Annotated in this window: 21 protein-coding genes and 1 tRNA gene; 15 read left to right on the top strand and 7 right to left on the bottom strand. The window is 71.2% G+C overall.

Annotated elements, in window-relative coordinates:
• Positions 1-192 precede the first annotated feature (192 nt).
• Positions 193-399: a hypothetical protein gene (locus D3P35_RS24815; protein WP_118138625.1), complete on the bottom strand. Its 207-nt coding sequence runs from the start codon at positions 397-399 to the stop codon at positions 193-195.
• An 85-nt stretch (positions 400-484) separates the two neighbouring features.
• Here D3P35_RS24815 and D3P35_RS24820 point away from each other — a divergent pair, with 85 nt between their 5' ends.
• From D3P35_RS24820 to D3P35_RS24855, 8 genes are all read left to right on the top strand, one after another.
• Positions 485-760 carry a helix-turn-helix domain-containing protein gene (locus D3P35_RS24820; protein WP_118138626.1) on the top strand — a complete coding sequence of 92 codons (276 nt, stop codon included), beginning with the start codon at positions 485-487 and terminating at the stop codon, positions 758-760.
• 222 nt (positions 761-982) lie between these two features.
• Complete coding sequence (locus D3P35_RS24825) at positions 983-1,204, top strand: hypothetical protein (protein WP_118138627.1); 222 nt, start codon at positions 983-985, stop codon at positions 1,202-1,204.
• Entirely contained in the window at positions 1,201-1,419 is a 219-nt protein-coding gene (locus D3P35_RS24830; RefSeq protein WP_118138628.1) for a hypothetical protein, read from the top strand. The genes D3P35_RS24825 and D3P35_RS24830 overlap by 4 nt, the downstream gene beginning before the upstream one ends.
• On the top strand, positions 1,419-1,604 hold the full coding sequence (locus D3P35_RS24835) for a hypothetical protein (protein WP_118138629.1): 186 nt from the start codon (positions 1,419-1,421) through the stop codon (positions 1,602-1,604). The genes D3P35_RS24830 and D3P35_RS24835 overlap by 1 nt, the downstream gene beginning before the upstream one ends.
• 5 nt (positions 1,605-1,609) lie before the next feature.
• Positions 1,610-2,227, top strand: a complete 618-nt coding sequence (locus D3P35_RS24840; RefSeq protein ID WP_118138630.1) for a hypothetical protein — start codon at positions 1,610-1,612, stop codon at positions 2,225-2,227.
• On the top strand, positions 2,224-2,637 hold the full coding sequence (locus D3P35_RS24845) for a hypothetical protein (RefSeq protein WP_118138631.1): 414 nt from the start codon (positions 2,224-2,226) through the stop codon (positions 2,635-2,637). The genes D3P35_RS24840 and D3P35_RS24845 overlap by 4 nt, the downstream gene beginning before the upstream one ends.
• Before the next feature lie 238 nt (positions 2,638-2,875).
• Positions 2,876-3,076, top strand: coding sequence for a hypothetical protein (locus D3P35_RS24850; RefSeq protein WP_118138632.1), 201 nt, complete (start codon positions 2,876-2,878; stop codon positions 3,074-3,076).
• Position 3,077: 1 nt separating this feature from the next.
• Positions 3,078-4,166 (top strand): tyrosine-type recombinase/integrase, encoded by a 1,089-nt coding sequence (locus D3P35_RS24855; protein ID WP_157982314.1) that lies wholly within the window; start codon positions 3,078-3,080, stop codon positions 4,164-4,166.
• A 78-nt stretch (positions 4,167-4,244) separates the two neighbouring features.
• On the opposite strand, the gene D3P35_RS24860 is transcribed toward D3P35_RS24855, so the two are convergent.
• Both D3P35_RS24860 and D3P35_RS24865 read right to left on the bottom strand, forming a co-directional pair.
• Positions 4,245-4,328, bottom strand: a tRNA-Tyr gene (locus tag D3P35_RS24860).
• Positions 4,329-4,360: 32 nt separating this feature from the next.
• Positions 4,361-4,888 carry a GNAT family N-acetyltransferase gene (locus tag D3P35_RS24865; RefSeq protein WP_118138634.1) on the bottom strand — a complete coding sequence of 176 codons (528 nt, stop codon included), beginning with the start codon at positions 4,886-4,888 and terminating at the stop codon, positions 4,361-4,363.
• Here D3P35_RS24865 and rlmB point away from each other — a divergent pair.
• The 4 genes from rlmB to D3P35_RS24885 all read left to right on the top strand — a co-directional run bounded on the left by rlmB (position 4,887) and on the right by D3P35_RS24885 (position 8,474).
• Positions 4,887-5,678: a 23S rRNA (guanosine(2251)-2'-O)-methyltransferase RlmB gene (gene rlmB / locus D3P35_RS24870; protein ID WP_118138635.1), complete on the top strand. Its 792-nt coding sequence runs from the start codon at positions 4,887-4,889 to the stop codon at positions 5,676-5,678. The two genes, D3P35_RS24865 and rlmB, sit on opposite strands and share 2 nt — an antisense overlap.
• A gap of 230 nt (positions 5,679-5,908) precedes the next feature.
• Entirely contained in the window at positions 5,909-6,388 is a 480-nt protein-coding gene (locus D3P35_RS24875) for a CoA-binding protein (RefSeq protein WP_118138636.1), read from the top strand.
• Positions 6,389-6,525: 137 nt separating this feature from the next.
• On the top strand, positions 6,526-7,359 hold the full coding sequence (locus tag D3P35_RS24880; protein ID WP_118138637.1) for a MaoC family dehydratase N-terminal domain-containing protein: 834 nt from the start codon (positions 6,526-6,528) through the stop codon (positions 7,357-7,359).
• Entirely contained in the window at positions 7,356-8,474 is a 1,119-nt protein-coding gene (locus D3P35_RS24885; RefSeq protein ID WP_118138638.1) for a Xaa-Pro peptidase family protein, read from the top strand. The genes D3P35_RS24880 and D3P35_RS24885 overlap by 4 nt, the downstream gene beginning before the upstream one ends.
• An 88-nt stretch (positions 8,475-8,562) precedes the next feature.
• On the opposite strand, the gene D3P35_RS24890 is transcribed toward D3P35_RS24885, so the two are convergent.
• Positions 8,563-8,913, bottom strand: coding sequence for a DUF6614 family protein (locus D3P35_RS24890; protein ID WP_118138639.1), 351 nt, complete (start codon positions 8,911-8,913; stop codon positions 8,563-8,565).
• A 130-nt stretch (positions 8,914-9,043) separates the two neighbouring features.
• A complete protein-coding gene (locus D3P35_RS24895; protein ID WP_118138640.1) occupies positions 9,044-9,349 on the bottom strand; it encodes a DUF6280 family protein in 306 nt (101 codons plus the stop codon).
• 84 nt (positions 9,350-9,433) lie between these two features.
• Between D3P35_RS24895 and D3P35_RS26405 the strand changes: the two genes are divergently transcribed.
• Together D3P35_RS26405 and D3P35_RS24900 are read left to right on the top strand one after the other, a co-directional pair.
• On the top strand, positions 9,434-9,673 hold the full coding sequence (locus D3P35_RS26405; protein WP_157982315.1) for a hypothetical protein: 240 nt from the start codon (positions 9,434-9,436) through the stop codon (positions 9,671-9,673).
• Between the two features lie 203 nt (positions 9,674-9,876).
• Positions 9,877-11,586, top strand: a complete 1,710-nt coding sequence (locus D3P35_RS24900; protein ID WP_118138641.1) for an NAD(P)/FAD-dependent oxidoreductase — start codon at positions 9,877-9,879, stop codon at positions 11,584-11,586.
• 34 nt (positions 11,587-11,620) lie between these two features.
• On the opposite strand, the gene D3P35_RS24905 is transcribed toward D3P35_RS24900, so the two are convergent.
• Positions 11,621-12,496 (bottom strand): DMT family transporter, encoded by an 876-nt coding sequence (locus D3P35_RS24905; protein WP_118138642.1) that lies wholly within the window; start codon positions 12,494-12,496, stop codon positions 11,621-11,623.
• Positions 12,497-12,901: 405 nt separating this feature from the next.
• On the opposite strand from D3P35_RS24905, the gene D3P35_RS24910 reads away from it, so the two are divergent.
• Positions 12,902-13,372 (top strand): cyclophilin-like fold protein, encoded by a 471-nt coding sequence (locus tag D3P35_RS24910; RefSeq protein ID WP_118138643.1) that lies wholly within the window; start codon positions 12,902-12,904, stop codon positions 13,370-13,372.
• 66 nt (positions 13,373-13,438) lie between these two features.
• Here D3P35_RS24910 and D3P35_RS24915 read toward each other — a convergent pair.
• The coding region (locus D3P35_RS24915) for a tetratricopeptide repeat protein (protein WP_232830627.1) at positions 13,439-16,472 on the bottom strand (3,034 nt) is incomplete at its 5' end.

Below are 16,472 nucleotides of genomic sequence, written 5' to 3' on the forward strand. Positions count from 1 at the left end.
CAGGTCGGCCAGCATGGCGTGGAAGGAATTGGGGCGCTGCGGGCGCATGGGAAAACCTCCGGAGGCTGTTTCCTTGTCCGTCCGCACCCGGGTGTGCAGGGTGTAGCGGAGAAGGGATGTGCATGAATGAAGCCGGGGCACTGGAGACTGGAGAGCGCGTTCACCCCGACGCCGGCGCGCTTCCGGAAAACCTCAGGCGGCGACCTCCTTCCAGGCGAAGCCTTCAAGGGGAGGCTCGCCGACGCTCTGTGCGGCGTAGAGATCGCGAACGATCAGGTACCAGCGCGCGGGAAACCGCCCGGCAGAGAGGCCGTCGCTGATGGACTGCTGCGACACGCCGAGAGCTGACCTGAGGCGCTCCCTGCCGATCTCTTCAACGATGTTCTGCGCGTGGTTCATATGGCGAAGATACGAATTTTCCGTAAATCGTCAATTGGGAAGATGCCAATGGCCGATCTGGCACCGCAAGGGCATATCTTGAGGCATGAAGAGATCCCCTGAGAGCCACCCGCACCAGGATATCGGCAAGCGCCTGATGGCGGTGCGTAACCATTTCGGGCTCGAGCAGTCGCAGATGGCGACTGCGCTCGGAGTCAGTGGAAGCACCTACAACAACTGGGAAACGGGGCTCTCGCGGCTTTCGCTTGATGGCGCCAAGAGGCTGAGGGAAAAATACAGCGTTTCCCTCGATTACATTTACTTTGGCGACATCTCCGCCCTGGCGACCAATCTCGCCAAGGTGCTTTCCGACAAGTCCTGAGTCAGGCACTCCCACCAGTCCATCGACAGTCCGGTCGCCTTGCGAAGGCGCAGGAGCATGTCGAGGCGACCCATTGCGCGCGCTTCCATTTACGAATCCCCACGGTGTGTTCCACTTTTGTTCATATTACGCCGGAAAGCTGGAACGTCAACAAATTACGGATTTTCCGTATTTTGATATCGACGATACGAAAAATCCGTACTAGCCTCCTCGGAAATTGCCATGGAGGTTCCCTTGTTGAAGCCGCACGATCCCCACCGCCATAGATCTGAGGCCCGCGCCATCCTGACGGGCGCCGCCAGCCCGAGCCCTTCGCTCGCAAGCCTTGCCATCCTCGCGCTGAAACACCCCCAGGGCCTGCCGGCCCTGCGCATGGTCACCGCCGCCGATGGCTCGGCGCGCTACGTCCCCGCCAGCCGCACGACCGGGCGGGCCGCGCGATGAAGATCGGCGAGCCCTCCGCCCGGGTGGCCGGGCTGATCCATGACGGGATGATGCACGCCCATGGCGGCTTCACCGTCGCGGCCGAGGTTGTCTTCGAGGCGGCGGACCGCGTCGCCCTCGAGGCCGAACACCGGCTGTCCGTCGAACTCCACACCATCGCCCGCATGCGCGCGGAGATCGCCCGGCATCGCGCGGGGCTGAGGGAGGGCCGGTGATGGCCGCGCTTCCGTGGATCTTCGCAGCATGCGCGGGCGCTGCCGTGGGCGCGCTGCTGCTCTGGCTCGCGGTCGAGGCGCTCGGGCGCAAGCTCGCCGGCCTGCGCCCGTACCTGCTGGCGGGCGCCCTCGGCGCGCTTGGCTGGCTGCTGCTCGCGCGGCTCTGCCTCTGGGGGCTCGCATGAGGGAGATGCGCGTGCTCGTCGCCTGCGAGTTCTCCGGCATCGTGCGCCGTGCCTTCGCGGAGCGCGGGCATGACGCATGGTCCTGCGACCTGCTGCCGGCCGAGGACCGTTCCAACAAGCATATCGTCGGCGATGCCCGGAGCTTGCTGGGCGATGGCTGGGATCTGCTCATCGTCGCGCATCCGCCCTGCACCCGGCTGTGCAACAGCGGCGTGCGGTGGCTCTCGAAGCCGCCGGCGGGCCGCACGCGCGCCGAGATGTGGGCGGAGCTGGACGAGGGCGCCGCGCTGTTCTCCGCCTTATGGAATGCTCCCATCGAGCGTATCGCGGTCGAGAACCCGGTGATGCACCGGCACGCGAAGGAGCGCATCGTGAACTACGCGCCGCCGGCGCAGAGCGTGCAGCCGTGGCAGTTCGGGCATGGCGAGAGCAAGCGCACCTGCCTGTGGCTCAAGAACCTGCCGCCGCTGCGGCCCACCGAGATCGTCGCCGGCCGCGAGGCGCGGGTGCACCGCATGCCGCCGGGCCCCGACCGCTGGCGCGAGCGCTCGCGGTTTTTCCCCGGCATCGCCGAGGCAATGGCCGATCAGTGGGGCGGGCACGCGATGAGGGCCGCCGCATGAGCAGCAGCTTCACAACACGCCAGAACCGCGACGGCACGGTCAGCACCTACGAGGTGAGCCTCCGGGGAACATACGCGACCCAGCAGGAGGCATCCGACCACGCCATGCGGCTGGCCGGCGAGGCTCGCGCCGCAATGACGCCCCGCCCGGCCCATGATTGGCACGAGGACAACGGCGACGTGCTGTGGTGGTGCTGGAGGGACGGAGAATGGCTGGGAGAGTCGCCCTATGTCGGCAGCCCCCTCGACCTCGGGCAGACGGTCGAGTGTTACACCCACGCCCAACACTGCGAAACACCGGCCGCGCGATTCATGGTCGGCGGTTGGCCTGGCTATCACACCCACTGGACTCCGCTGCCCGCACAGCCAGACGCGCCCCGCCCTGTCGAGCCCCTCTGGAAGCCAGCATGAACGCATCACCCGATACCATAACCGGAGCCTGCCCCGCCTGTGGCGGCTCGAAGCAACGGATGGGCCACCGCATCACATTGCGGTGCGACCTGCGCCTTCTCGTGAGGCTGGAGTGCGCCTGTGGAGTGTGCGGGCCTTGGGCGAGCGCGGGCGCCTCGAATCCACAGCATGCCGCTGCTGCCGGCTGGAACAACATCGCAAGCCCACTGAGCCCGCCGCCGGGGAAGGAACCCAATTGATGCCCGAAGCCGCTACCAGGGGGAAGACGACCGACGCCGCCATCGCCCGGGCGGTCAGGGCCGCCCAAGCGTGCGGCCTCGACGTGACACGGATCATCACCAAGCCAGGCGGCGTGGTCGAGGTGATCACCGAGAAGGTGGACGAATCACGGGCCACCACGGGAAAAGTGAGAGGGTGGGATGACTTCATCGGAGACTGAGATGCGCGTGGCCCTGCCCTACGTGATGCGCGAGCGACGGCGCGACGGCTCATGGCGCTACCGGTACCGCTGCGCCGGCGTGACGAGATCCCTGCCCGGAAAACCCGGGTCCAAGGAGTTCCTCGACGCTTACCATGCACTGCGCAGAGGAGAAGAGCTCGAGGTGGAAGCCGACGCCGGCGACGCCGCGCCCGCCGGATCACTGGAATGGCTCACCCAGCGCTTCACAGCGGCCATGCTCGTGCGCCTCGAAAGCGGCCACCTGGCGCAGGCCACATTCCGCCAGCGCACAGCCGTGCTCACAAAGGTCACCCAAGAGCATGGAGACCGGCATGCGTTCCGCATCCCTGCGAGAGCCATCCGCAAGATCATCGAGGCGCGAGCAGCCACGCCGGCCGCCGCGAACAACCTGCTCAAGACCCTGCGCGCCATGTACCGTTGGGCCATCGAGGCCGGGCTCGCAGATACGGACCCCACCGCCGGCATCGGGTGGCTGAGCGCCACCACGGAAGGCCACACGCCGTGGACGAGCCGCGACCTGCGCCGCTTCATCAAGGTGCATCCGTTCGGAACACAGGCCCATCTCGCGATGATGTTGCTGATCTTCACCGCGTGCCGCCGCTCCGACCTCGTGCAGCTCGGCCATGAGCATATCGAGGGCGCGGCTGGAATGGAGTTTCTGACATGGCGTCAGGCCAAGTCGAAAGGGCTGGTGACGATCCCGATTCAGCCGCCATTGCAGAAGGCCCTCGCTGGCCCGGCGGCAAACCGCGTGTCGATCATCGGCAGGGACAAGGTTCCGCGCACGCCGTTCCTGCTCACGAGCTTCGGCCGGGCGTTCACGCCGGCCGGCATGGGCAACAAGATGCAGGACTGGACCAAGGAAGCCGGGCTGACCGGACTGTCAGCCCACGGCGTACGAAAAGCCGCCGGCGCCCTGCTCGCCGAAGCGGGCTGTACCGAGCACGAGGTGATGGCGATCCTGGGCCACGCGAGCCCGAAGACGAGCGCGGTTTATACCCGCTCGGCCAGCCGCCGAACAATGGCTCAATCTGCGATGGTGAAGCTTTCTCGGGTGAACATTTTCTGAACCCGAGTGCACCACATATCATTCCATGTGGTGCACTTTCCCGATTTTCCCTTTTCCATCAAGGGCCCACCAGAAGAGTGGTGGGCGGGGTGGGAATCGAACCCACTGTGCGTCTCCGCGATGGATTTACAGTCCACTGCCCTACCTTAGAGCATCCCGCCCGCCGCGCTGTCTAAAGATGTGCCGGGATATCGTCAAGCGGGTTTTGGCAGGTTTTCCGATCCGTCGAGTTCGCGGGCGAACATCACCCTGTCGAAGCCCTCCTCGGTGGCCCGCCCGGTCTCGCGGAAGCCGAGGCGCGGGTACCAGGCGAGGTTCTCCGTCATCCGCGCGTTGGTGTAGAGCACGATGCGGGTGAGGCCGGCGGCCCGGGCTTCCGCCTCGGCGCGCTCCATCAGCAGCCGGCCGAAGCCCCGGCCCTGACGCCCGGGCAGAAGCGCCACGGTTTCCACGAAGAGCGCGTCCCGCCGGCGGAAGAAGGTGAGGTAGCCCGCCGGTTCCGGCGCGCAGAGAAGCAGCGTGTGGGCGGCGACGGCGGCGAAATCGGCGTCCATCGGGGCCGGGCGCCGGCCGATGCGCGCCACGTAGGGCGCGAAGGCCGCCTCGGCGATGGCGCGCAGCGTGCCGGCGTCGGCGGGCCGGGCCTGGCGGAAGTGAGGTTCTTGCGTCACGGCGGCGATGGTGCCAAAGCAGGCTCTGCCGAACAAGCAGAGGAACGCCATGGCCCCCCGTCCGCCGAAAAAGCCCTCCTGGGTCATCGAGAAGGAGCGCGCCCGCCGCGCCGGCGCCGCGGAGACCGTCTGGCTCTTCGGCCTGCACGCGGTGCGCGACGCGCTGCTGAACCCGGCCCGCGAGCGCCTGCGCCTCATCGTCACCCGCAACGCCGCCGACAGGCTGGCTGCCGAGATCGCCGCCTCGGGCATGGAGCCCGAGATCGCCGACGCGCGCAAGTTCCCCGCCCCGATCGACCCGCAGTCGGTGCACCAGGGCGCGGCGCTGGAGGTGGCACCGCTCGACTGGGGCTCGCTCTCCGAGCTTTGCGCCCCGCGCGGCCAGGCGCCGCTGGTGCTGCTGCTCGACCGGGTTACCGATCCGCACAACGTGGGCGCCATGCTGCGTTCGGCGGAAGTGTTCGGCGCCCGGGCGGTGATCGCGCCGCACCGGCATTCCGCACCCGAAACCGGGGCGCTGGCCAAGACCGCCTCCGGCGCGCTCGAGCGCCAGCCCTACCTGCGGGTGCAGAACCTCGCCACGGCGATGACCGCCCTGCAGGAGATGGGCTACCTGATTCTCGGGCTCGACGGCGAAGCGGAGCAGACTCTCGCCTCCGGCATCGCCGCCGGGGCCGGCCGGCCGCTCGCCCTCGCGCTCGGCGCCGAGGGCCCGGGGCTGCGCGAGCTCACCCGCAAAACCTGCGATCTTCTCGTCCGCATCCCCTTCGCAGGCGATTTCGGCTCTCTCAACGTCTCAAACGCCGCCGCCATCGGGCTTTTCGCCGCTTCGGAGCGCTGAAACGCCCGATCCGCGGACAGGCTGTTGGAAAAATTCACAATAATCTTACAGCATCTTTCATTGTGAGTGATGCCGGTCTATGTTGTAGAGTGAAGCGGTGTTTGAAAGAGCGATCATCGCTTCATCACTCACTGTCCCTCGTTCCGACTTCGCGCCCAGGTACTCCCTGGGCGCCTTTTTTCGGGCCGTGGCAATCACTTGGCCCGGTCGTACCGAGAAAGGCCGCGTTGATGACCTACTCCGATACCCTGCTGCGCAACATTTTCGAGCAAACCCGCACGATCGCGACAGTCGGAGTATCGAAGAACGAGCTCAGGCCCTCGTATTTTGTCGCGCGTTATCTGAATCTCAAGGGGTTTCGCGTGCTGCCGGTGAATCCCGCCTATGCCGGCGAGGCGCTGTTCGGCGAGCGGGTCCTTCCCTCGCTCGCGGCGATCGAGAACGGCCCGGTCGAGATGGTGGACATCTTCCGACGCTCCGAACAGGCCGGCGCAGTGGTGGACGAGGCGCTCGACCACCTGTTCGACAAGGGGCTGAAGACGATCTGGATGCAGATCGGCGTGGTCGACGAGGCCGCCGCCGCCCGGGCCGAGGCGAAGGGCATCACCGTGATCATGAACCGCTGCCCGAAGATCGAATACCAGCGCCTCTTCGGCGAACTGCGCTGGGGCGGGTTCAACACCGGCGTCATCTCCTCGAAGCTGCGCTGAGGGCCGGCGCGGCCACGGCTTGCGCAGCGCCCCCTTTCCGCGCCATGAATGCCTCATGTCCCCGGGGAGGAACCGCGGCCCGCGCGCGCCGTTCTCTCCCCGAGCCCAGCCGTCCTGTCCCTGTGCCGAGAACCGAGATGTCCGCCTCCGCAGAATACCGCGAGATCACCGATCGTCTCGACCCGGCCCGCGCCGCCGCCCTGCATGCCGCGCTCGCCCTGCCGGGGGAGGCGCCCGGGCCTGGCGCGCCGCTGCCGCCCTTCTGGCACTGGATCCAGTTCTGGGAGGCCTTCCCGCCCGAGGCGCTGGGGCGTGACGGCCACCCGCGCCCCGGCCTGGTGCTGCCCGACACCGGGCTGCCGAGGCGCATGTGGGCGGGCGGGCGGTTGTCATGGCACGCCCCGCTGCCGATCGGCGAGGAGGTGCGGCGGCGCAGCCACGTGCTCTCCGTCACCTCGCGCACCGGGCGCAGCGGCCCCCTCGCCTTCGTGACCATGCGCCACGAGATCTTGGGCCCGCACGGCCACGCCGTGACCGAGGACCAGGAGATCGTCTACCGCACCGACCCCCGGCCCGGCGCCCCCGCGCCGCAGCCCGTGCCGGCGCCGCGCGGCGAGGCCGAGTGCGAGGAACACCGCTTCGACAGCGTGGCGCTCTTCCGCTACTCCGCCCTCACCTTCAACGGCCATCGCATCCACTACGACATCGACTACTGCCGCGAGGTGGAGGGCTATCCCGGCCTCGTGGTGCACGGGCCGCTGCTGGCGCAACTGCTGATCCGCATGGCGGACCGCATGCTGCCGCGGCTGGCGCGCTTCAGCTTCCGCGCCACGGCCCCGGTGTTCCACGACGAGACCTTCGAGACCTGCGCGCGGCCGGAGGGCGACGGCCTCTCCCTCTGGGTGCGCGGCGCCGACGGGCGGCTGGCGATGAGCGCCACCGCTTCCCCCACTCCAGGAGACGCCGAATGACCATTCCCCCGACCGACGGACAGCCGCGCTACCGGGCGCTGCGCGAGGCGATGGGCGCCGCCGGCCTCGACGCCGTGGCCCTCGTGCCCGGGCCGAACTTCCGCCGCATCTTCGGCCGGGCCTTCCACCAGAACGAACGCCCGCTCGTGGTGCTCGTGCCGCTGGAGGGGGCCCCGGCCGCCGTGGTGCCGGCCCTGGAGGAGGCGAGCTTCGCCGGGCTGGGCTTCGAGGGCGAGGCCTTCCTGTGGCGCGACGAGGAGGGCTACCAGGCCGCCTTCGACGCCGCGGCCCATGCCATCCCGGCGCCGAACCGTCTCGGGGTGGAGGGCCAGCACATGCGGGTGTTCGAGCAGTTCGCCCTGCACCGCGCGCTGCCCGCCGCCGCCTGTCTCGACGCCCAGGCCGCGATCTCGCGCATCCGCCTGCTGAAGACGCCGGAGGAGGTTGCCCACCTGCGCGAGGCGATCCGCCGCTCCGAGGCGGCGCTCGAGGAAACGCTCGGCGCCGTGCGCCTCGGCATGAGCGAGGCGGAGATCGAGCGGCTGCTGGTGCGCAACCTGTTCGACGCCGGCGTGCAGGAGCTCTCCTTCGCTCCCATCGTGGCCGCGGCGGGCAACGCCGCCGAGCCGCATGCCGTGGCCCGGCAGGACTATCCGCTGGCGCCCGGCGACGCGCTGCTGTTCGACTTCGGCGGCACCTGGCAGGGCTACCGCGCCGACATCACCCGCACCTTCTTCGCCGCCGAGGTGAGCGACGCCGACCGCGCCTTCTACGAGAGCGTGCGCGCCGCCAATGCCGCCGGCCGCGCCGCGGCCCGCCCGGGCCAGAGCTGCGGCGCGCTCGACGACGTGGTGCTGCGCGTGCTCGAGGCCTCGCCCCACGCTGACGGCATCGTGCACAAGACCGGCCACGGCCTCGGCCTCGATGTCCACGAGGACCCCTACATCCAGCGCGGCAACGAGACCCTGCTGGAGCCGGGCATGGTGTTCACCATCGAGCCCGGGCTCTACCGCCGCGGCCGCATCGGGGTGCGCATCGAGGATGACATGCTGGTGACCGAAACCGGTGCGGAGAGCCTCACCAGCTTCCCGCGCGCCCTGCGCCTCGTGGGCTGAGCGCCCTTCAGGGCAGGGCCACGTGCCCGGCCCCTCAGAGGAGCGCCACGCGGCAGGCCCTTCAGAGGAGCGCTACGCGCTCGGCTCTTCAGAGGAGCGCTACGCGCTCGGCCCTTTCCGGATCCGGGAAGGGCCGGTAGAGGCCGAATTCCGCGCGGGAGATCATCTGGTTCACCTGGCCGTAGAGCCGGGCCACGTCGTCCGACTGGCTGGCGGCGAGACGGTAGGCGCGGTCGAGCTGGCTGAGATCTTCCACCTCGATCTCGAGCAGGAAGTCGCGGCAGCCGTCGGCGGCGAGGTTGAGCTTGCGGCGCAGCAGGCGCCAGGAGAGGATGGTGCCCTGCGCCTTCAGGTGGCCCATCCAGTTGTCCAGCGCCAGCGCGAAGGACAGCGCCTTCGCGTCGTCCTTCAGGTCAATGAAGCAGTGGTAGAGATTCATCCGGTTTCCCTCCGTCCGGCCAGCCCGGCTGCGGGCGATGGTGCGCGGGGAGCGTTGGGAAACCCTTAAGGCGGAGACGAGAAAGGCGGGCACGAGGCCCGCCCCTTCTCGGTGCCGTCGTCGTTCTGCCTCAGGCCGCTTCGGCCCGACGCTCCTGCTCTTCGCGGCTCAGCGCCACGGAAGTCCGGATGCCCTTGCGCACGAAGGCCTTCATGCCTTCCACGACGCGCTCGTTCGGGTCGATCCCGGCGCACATCAGCACTTCGCGGCCGTCGCGGGAGCGGGCCCAGCGGGCGATGGCTTCCTCGCCGTTGCCGTATTTCTTGTCGTCAGCGATCGCGTCATCGAGTGCGGCGAGCACGACGGCGGCGAACAGCTTCTGGGCCCGGGCGCCCTGGTCGTGGGTGAAGGCCCACTGGTCGATCTGGTCGAACATGTCGACGAATCCTTCTAAACATCAAGGGGAGGTTCTGGCGCGCAATATGGCGACATATAATCGTCATGCTAGGCCATAGGCGGCATGCCAGCCATGCGTCATGCGCATGACCATGCCTTCATCTTCGGCCTGTACCGCCCCGGCCTGCCGGGCTTCAGCCGGGAAGATTGCACGCAACTGCTGAAAAATCCGTTAATTCTCAGCACCCTGCGCCGGGGTTTCGGCGGCCCGCCGCTCCTGCAACCGGGACGAGCCTTGCACTGTGGGGGCAACGGCGCCGGAAGAAAATATTTCAGGTATCAAATTGTTGCGAGGCGAGTGTGAGCACCCCCCTTTCGCCTCCCGCGACAGCGCGCTAACCTGAGCAAATCGCTCGGAAACCCAGCTGACCTCAAGGCATCCGCGGAAACGTTGGCAATCACGAGGGACGCGCGGACCCGGGCGCAGCCCCGGGGATGCCCGGGCCCTAGGCGCCCGGCCCCGGGCGCACCGGCGATGCCTCCCTCCCGACACACAGGAGACCTGTGATGAAGGTATGCGTCGTGGGGGCCGGTCCGTCCGGACTGACCACAGTGAAGCAGCTTCTCGACGAGGGACATGACGTCCGCTGCTACGACAGGAACGAAGACCTCGGCGGCATCTGGCTGCGCCGGGGCGAGGACGGCGGGCAGATGAAGGTGTTCGACAGCCTGCGCCTCACCATCTCCATGAAGCTCATGGCCTATTCCGACTTTCCCCACCCGGGCCGGCGCGAGTTCTTCACCCATGCCGAGTACCGCGACTATCTCGCGCGCTACGCGCGGAGGTTCGGGCTCGGCGCGCATATCCGCTACCGCACCGAGGTGACGGACGCGCGCCGCGAGGCGGGGCGCTGGATCGTGACCCTGTGCGAGGACGGCGCCGAACGGCGGGAGAGCTTCGATGCGATCGCGGTCTGCGCCGGGCCGTTCCGCAGCCCGAACCGCGGCATCGCCGAGCTGGAGGGCTTTGCCGGCGAGGTGGTGCATTCGAGCGAATACCGCAACGCGGAGCGCTTCCGCGGCCGGCGGGTGCTGATCGTCGGCCTCGCGGAATCGGGCGCGGACATCGTGCGCGAGATCGGCGAGGTGGCGGAGGGCTGCACGCTCTCCATCCGCTCCTACACCTACTTGCTGCCGCGCATCGTCTCGGGCGACATCACCACCGACCAGACCACCCTGCGTGCGCATCACCACGAGATGTACCGGCGCGGCACGCGCCAGCCCTTCGTGCTGCCCTCCTTCTGGGGGCGGAGCGCTGCGGCCCGGCGGGTGTTTCTCGCCTGCACCGCGCTCTACGGGCTGGCGGCCGCCGCGGCGGGCCTGCCGGGCCGCCTTCGCAGGCGCCCCGCCCGGCCCGCCCAGCCCGGCGCGCTCAACCCGCTGGGCGAGGCGGCGGACCCGCCGAAGATCGACATTGCCACCCCCGACACGCCGGAGCACCGGGAGATGATCCGCACCTGGAACCGGCGCTCCCACCCGGAGGGCGACTGGGCGCAGCGCGGCATCTTCTGCAAGAACGTCAGCTTCATCCCCGCGCTGGTGAGCGGGCGCGTGGCGCTGAACGACAGCGGGCTGGCGGCGGCCGAGGGGCGCCGCGTGCGCTTTCGCGACGGCAGTTCCGACGAGTTCGACACCGTGGTGCTGTGCACCGGCTTCACCCCGGGCGCCTGCGCCCTGGGCGCGCTCGACGTGGAGGGCGGCAACGTGCGCAACCTGTTCCGCCACTGCATCCACCCCGACCACGAGGGCACGGCGGCCTTCATCGGCTTCGTGCGGCCGTTTTCCGGCGGCATCCCCATCTGCGCCGAGATGCAGGCGCGCTATTTCGCCGGCCTGTGCAGCGGCCGGCTGCACCTGCCCGCGGATCTCGGCGCGGTGATCGCGCGGGAGAAAGCCTGGGAGGAGCACTGGACCGCGCTCAGCCCGCGCCACAACGAGGCCATCCCCTCGCAGGTGCTCTATCTCGACGCGCTGGCGCAGGAGATCGGCTGCCTGCCCTCGGCCTGGTGGCTGGTGCTGCGGCCGCGCCTGCTGGTGCGGCTGTGGTTCGGCGCCTTCGACCCGGCGTGCTACCGGCTCCGGGGGCCGCATGCGCTGGGGCGGAGCGCGCGCGACGCCATCTTCGCCGAGCCTCCGGCCGGGCGGGCGGGACCGGCACTGCAGTATTCGCTGCTGCAGTTCCTGCCCTCGCGGATGCACCCGCGGGACATGGCCTAGGACGCGGCTCGGGAAGGGGCCGGGCCGGCTGCCCTCAGGCGCCGGCCCGGTGCTCGCGGAAGATGGTGAAGAGACCGCTGCACACGATCACCGCGGCGCCGAGGAAGGTCATGCCGTCCGGCACCTCGGCCCAGAACAGCCAGCCCAGCAGCGTGGCCCAGACGAGGGCGGTGTAGTCGAACGGCGCCACCGCCACCGCCGGCGCGAGGCGGAAGGCCTGGGTGATCAGCGTCATGCCCAGGGAGCCGAAAAGCGCGATGGCCCCGAAGCGCCAGAGATCGCCGGTCTCGATCGGAACCCAGACCAGCGGCACCGCGAAGGCGCTCAGCAGCGCGCCGGAGCCGGTGAGGTAGAGCAGCAGCGTCCAGACGCTGTCGCGGGGGTCGAGCCAGCGGGCGCTGAGCATCAGCAGGGCATAGGTGAAGGCCGTGGCCACCGGCAGGAGCGAGACGGCGCGGAAGGTCTCGCCCCCCGGCCGGATCACGATGAGCACGCCGATGAACCCCACCGTCACCGCCAGCCAGCGCCGCCAGCCGACATGCTCGCGCAGGAGCAGCGCGGAGAGCGCGGTGATGAACAGCGGCGCCACGAAGGCGAGCGCCGTGGCCTCGGCCAGGCCGAGGAAGCGGAAGCTGCTGAAGAAAAGGACGGTCGCCGCGATCCACATCACGCCGCGGCCCAGGTGCACCAGCGGCCGGTGCGAGCGCAGCGCCCGCGCGCCTCCCAGCCGCCAGGCCAGCAGCAGCGCGATGGGCAGCGCCACCATGTTGCGCATGAAGAGGATCTGCAGCACCGGGTAGCTCTCGGTGAGGGATTTCGCCAGCGCGTCGTTCACGCTCAGGAACGCGACGCCCGCGCACATGAGCGCGATGCCGGCCAGCCCGTCCGGCCGCACGGCCGCTGTGGTCATCTGCACGTCCAGGTCCCCTTCCCCGCGGTGCCGCCGGGCGTGTCGCGCGCCGACGGTCTCCGAGGCTTAGCCGAAATGCTGCAGGCTGGGAACGGCGACATTCCGCCCCCACCCCCCCGGGGAAGCGGCGGGCGGCCGCGGCAGCCCGCGGCCGGGCCGGAGCACGTGGCGTGCGGCCGGAAGATCGCCGTCGCCCCGGCCCGATTGCCGCCCGGGACCGCGCGGCGGGCCCGGCCGTCGCCTGCCCTTCCGCCACCCGAGGCAGCCGGCGGGCGCCCGTGCAACGGGCCCGCGCCGCGCGCCGCGGCCCGCCCGATCGGGTGCTCCGGCCTGTTCAGCCCCCGTTGCCCGCGCTAGAAGGAGCCTTGCGGCGTGATCGGGCGGCGCGCATTCGAAGAGGCTTTCGTGACAGTATCGGTTCCACACCCCGGCCGCCGCCGCTTTCTCGCCGGCGCAGCGGCGCTCGGCGCACTCGGGCCCGCCGGGCTGCACGCGCAGCCCACCCCGCTGCGGATGCGCTGCAGCTTCGACGACCAGGTGATCACCTACACCCTGCTCGACAATCCCACCGTGCGCGACCTGCTCTCGCTGCTGCCGCTCGATCTCACCATCGAGGACTTCTCCACCAACGAGAAGATCGCCCATCTGCCACGCCGGCTCGACGAGGGCGGTTTCGCACCGTTCGACGACGAGACACCGGGCGACCTGTGCTACTTCCTCGGCTGGGGCAATCTCGCCTTCTTCCACGACAGCTACCGTTTCCGCAACGACCTCATCCGCCTCGGGCACATCGAGGGCGGGGTGGCGCCGCTCTTGCACAAGGGCCGCTACGCCCTCCGCCTCGAGCGCCTCGGCGAGAGCGCGGAGCGCCCCTAGCCCGGCGGCATCCCGCCCGCCCGGGCAGGAGGCCGCGCGCCTCGCGGCGCCGCCCTCGCCCGCCGCTCAGCCGGGCGCGGCCGCCTCTTCCGCCGGCGCATCCGCGCGGCGCAGGGTATCGAGCAGCAGCCGGCGCAGCGCGCGCGAGGTGTTGCGGCTCCGGGCGTCCCAGTATCGCTCGGTCTTCTTGTAGGGCAACGGCACGTGGATCTGCACCATCTCGCGCAGCCGGCCCACGGGCAGGATGACGACATCGTGCATCGCCGCCTCGCCGAGCGTGAGCAGGCACTCGGCCGCGGCCCGCGTGAGCACGCCCGGCCCGGTCTTCGTCCAGGCGCAGTCATTGTCGCGCGCGAGGAGCGCCTCGCGGGCCATCTCCGCCGCCCGGCCGATGACAGGGTGGCCCGGCCGCGCGACGATGACGTTGTTGGACAGCGCGCCGCGATGCTCGCGGAAACACACCAGCCCGGCCCCGCGGGGCAGCAGGTCGAAGATGCCGGGACATGCCAGCCTGTCGTCGGCATCGGCGTAGAGCCCGCCTTCGGAGAAGAGCAGGCAGAGGCGCAGGAAATCCGCCTCCTCCGCGACGTGATGCGCCCGGCGGAAGGCAAGCACGTGGTCCGGCCCGAAGCGCGCCGCGAGCCAGGAGAGCGCGGCCGCGCGGTCCCACAGCGCGTGCCCGGCCGCCCGGGCCTCCTGCCAGGAGGCCATCACCCCGGCCACCGGCCCCGGCACCTCCGGGCTGTTCCAGTATTGCAGCACCCGGCGCGGCACCAGCGAGGGCCCGCCGCAGCGCCCGCGCTCCGCGCGCGCGGTGTCCCGGGCCTCCCCGCCGCCGGCTCCCGCGCGCGCGCCGTCTCCCCGGGGGGCATCGGTCCCGCTGCATGCGCCGCCGGCGGGCGTGCCGGCCAGCCAGCGGCCGAGCTCCTGCTTCGCCGCCGCCACGTAGCGTCCGGCGAGTTCGGCACGGGACGGGGGGTCCGGCTCGGCCTCCTCCAGCGTGCAGAGCGTGAGATCGTTGAGCAGCGTGCCGCTGAGCGTGGTCCCGAGATGGCGGATGTTGAGGCCGGGGGCATCGGCACTGAGCTGCATCTGCGCGGTGCGGGCGCGCGCGTCCTCCAGCCGCCCGGCCGCCAGCATCAGGTCGAGGCCGAGGGCGTTGCGCGGGCCCTCGGGGTCGAGCCGGTCGGCGCGGGCGAGCAGTTCCAGCGCCTCCCCGGGGCGGAACATCTCCCCCAGCAGGCGGGCGCGCAGGCGCAGGTGCACCGTGCGGGCGCGGCGGCCCGAGGGGCGCGCCGCGGCGAGCAGCTCCGCCATCTCCGCCTCGCGGCCCTGCAGGTTCAGCACCTCGAACTGTGCCTCCAGCAGCGGCAGCTCGCCGGGCCAGCGCCGCAGGCAGGCCCGGCCGTAGCGGCGCGCGAGAGCGCGCGCGCCGGCGGTGTTGAGCAGGCGCAGGAGCAGGATCGCCTGGCGCAGGCTGCGCTGCGGCCGGCGGTGGGCGCGGCAGCGGCGCAGCGCCTCGGCCGGCCCGGTGTCGAGCCGGGCGATCTCGGCCTCCAGCTCGGCGCGCAGCCCCGGCGGGGCGGTGCACATCAGGTGCGCGCCGAGCCGGCGGAACTCCGCGTCCGACGCAAGCCCGCGAAACCGGGTGAGCAGGTGCCGGCAGGAAGCGAGGCTCACCGGGCCGCAGTCGAACAGCCGGGCCAGCGCCGCGCGCGCGGCCCCGGCATCGGCCGCCGCATCGGCGGCGCGCAGCAGCTCGTTCGCCCCCTCCTCCGGCAGCAGCGGCGCGAGGCCGGCCAGCCGCGCCCGCAGCCGGCCCAGCACCGCGGGCGGGAGCAGCAGGGCGCCTTCCGTCACCAGGCAGCGCAGGGCCGGAACCTCGGCCGCCACCGGCACCGCCCGGCCGAGCAGCGCCGCGATCTCCGCGCTCACGATCGGTCCCTCCGGCCCTTCCCCGTCGCAGCGCAGGGCGGCGCGCAGCCGGCGCGCCCTCAGGCCCGGGTCGTCCGGGCGCAGGGCGAGAGCGCGGCCGAGGCCGCGCAGCGCCCGGTCCGGCCGACCCTGCTCGATCCAGAAGCCGCCCAGCTCGGCCTGCACCTCCGGCACCTCCGCGTGGCGGCTCACCAGCGTGCGCAGCGCCCGGGCCGCTTCGCCGGGGCGCCCGGCGCGGCGCATCACCCGCACCCCGGCAAGCCGCAGCTTCAGGCTGTCGGGAAACGCCCGCATGCCGCGCGCCAGGCACTGCAGGGCCTCCGGGGTGTCGCCGTCCCGCAGCGCGGTCTCGACCATGGAGAGGTGATTGAAGGCGACAAGGCCCGGCAGGGCGGCGGCGCGCGCGGTGCAGTCGCGCGCGGCACGGGTGTCGCCGAGCTCGCGGCAGAGCCGGGCACAGAGCATCAGAGGGCCGGGGTCGTCCGGCGCCTGGTCGAGCAGCGCCCGCACCACCGTGAGTGCTTCCACGCTCTGCCCCGCCCGCACGAGAAGCTGGGCCTTGCGCTGCCCGAGCTGCCGGCTGTCGGGATGGGCGGCCTCGGCGGCTTCGAGGTGGCGGCGGAAGCTCTCGCGGTCGTCGCGGCGCAGGGCGAGCTCGGCCAGGCCCAGCCGGGCCGCGAGATGCGCCGGCCGCCGCGCCGCCACCCGGCGGAAATGCCGCCTGGCGCAGGCATCGCGGCCGAGCTCGGCATGGCATTCCGCCAGAAGCGTGCGGAGCTGCAGGTTCGCCGGGGCCCGCCGCAGGGCCCGGACCAGCAGCAGGGCCGCGGCACGCGCCCTGCCCTGCCGGCGCAGCACCGCGGCATGCCGGCGGGTGATGCGCTCGTCGTCCGGCCGCAGGGCCGCGGCCTGCCCGGCGCGGGTGGCCGAGGCGGCGAGATCGTCGCGGGCCAGCGCGCAGTCGATGCGGCCCAGCAGCGCCTCGGCATGGTCGGGGCGCTCGGCCAGCACGGCGGCATAGCCGGCCTCGGCGGTGTCGGGGTCATTCGCCTCCAGCGCCAGGGCCGCGGCGAGCAGGCGCACCGGGGTGGCCGCGGCGGGCGCGGGCGGCAGGGCGTCGAGCATCTCGCGCGCATCCTGCGCGCGCCCCGCGGCCCGCAGCGCC

The organism is Oceanicella sp. SM1341 (genome assembly GCF_003448965.1).
GTDB lineage: Bacteria > Pseudomonadota > Alphaproteobacteria > Rhodobacterales > Rhodobacteraceae > Paroceanicella.

Excerpts from the sequence above, each read along its gene's own strand:
- D3P35_RS24815 (WP_118138625.1), bottom strand. The coding sequence starts at position 399 with ATGAACCACGCGCAGAACATCGTTGAAGAGATCGGCAGGGAGCGCCTC.
- D3P35_RS24820 (WP_118138626.1), top strand. The coding sequence starts at position 485 with ATGAAGAGATCCCCTGAGAGCCACCCGCACCAGGATATCGGCAAGCGC.
- D3P35_RS24825 (WP_118138627.1), top strand. The coding sequence starts at position 983 with ATGGAGGTTCCCTTGTTGAAGCCGCACGATCCCCACCGCCATAGATCT.
- D3P35_RS24830 (WP_118138628.1), top strand. The coding sequence starts at position 1,201 with ATGAAGATCGGCGAGCCCTCCGCCCGGGTGGCCGGGCTGATCCATGAC.
- D3P35_RS24835 (WP_118138629.1), top strand. The coding sequence starts at position 1,419 with ATGGCCGCGCTTCCGTGGATCTTCGCAGCATGCGCGGGCGCTGCCGTG.
- D3P35_RS24840 (WP_118138630.1), top strand. The coding sequence starts at position 1,610 with ATGCGCGTGCTCGTCGCCTGCGAGTTCTCCGGCATCGTGCGCCGTGCC.
- D3P35_RS24845 (WP_118138631.1), top strand. The coding sequence starts at position 2,224 with ATGAGCAGCAGCTTCACAACACGCCAGAACCGCGACGGCACGGTCAGC.
- D3P35_RS24850 (WP_118138632.1), top strand. The coding sequence starts at position 2,876 with ATGCCCGAAGCCGCTACCAGGGGGAAGACGACCGACGCCGCCATCGCC.
- D3P35_RS24855 (WP_157982314.1), top strand. The coding sequence starts at position 3,078 with ATGCGCGTGGCCCTGCCCTACGTGATGCGCGAGCGACGGCGCGACGGC.
- rlmB (WP_118138635.1), top strand. The coding sequence starts at position 4,887 with ATGGCCCCCCGTCCGCCGAAAAAGCCCTCCTGGGTCATCGAGAAGGAG.
- D3P35_RS24865 (WP_118138634.1), bottom strand. The coding sequence starts at position 4,888 with ATGGCGTTCCTCTGCTTGTTCGGCAGAGCCTGCTTTGGCACCATCGCC.
- D3P35_RS24875 (WP_118138636.1), top strand. The coding sequence starts at position 5,909 with ATGACCTACTCCGATACCCTGCTGCGCAACATTTTCGAGCAAACCCGC.
- D3P35_RS24880 (WP_118138637.1), top strand. The coding sequence starts at position 6,526 with ATGTCCGCCTCCGCAGAATACCGCGAGATCACCGATCGTCTCGACCCG.
- D3P35_RS24885 (WP_118138638.1), top strand. The coding sequence starts at position 7,356 with ATGACCATTCCCCCGACCGACGGACAGCCGCGCTACCGGGCGCTGCGC.
- D3P35_RS24890 (WP_118138639.1), bottom strand. The coding sequence starts at position 8,913 with ATGAATCTCTACCACTGCTTCATTGACCTGAAGGACGACGCGAAGGCG.
- D3P35_RS24895 (WP_118138640.1), bottom strand. The coding sequence starts at position 9,349 with ATGTTCGACCAGATCGACCAGTGGGCCTTCACCCACGACCAGGGCGCC.
- D3P35_RS26405 (WP_157982315.1), top strand. The coding sequence starts at position 9,434 with ATGCCAGCCATGCGTCATGCGCATGACCATGCCTTCATCTTCGGCCTG.
- D3P35_RS24900 (WP_118138641.1), top strand. The coding sequence starts at position 9,877 with ATGAAGGTATGCGTCGTGGGGGCCGGTCCGTCCGGACTGACCACAGTG.
- D3P35_RS24905 (WP_118138642.1), bottom strand. The coding sequence starts at position 12,496 with ATGACCACAGCGGCCGTGCGGCCGGACGGGCTGGCCGGCATCGCGCTC.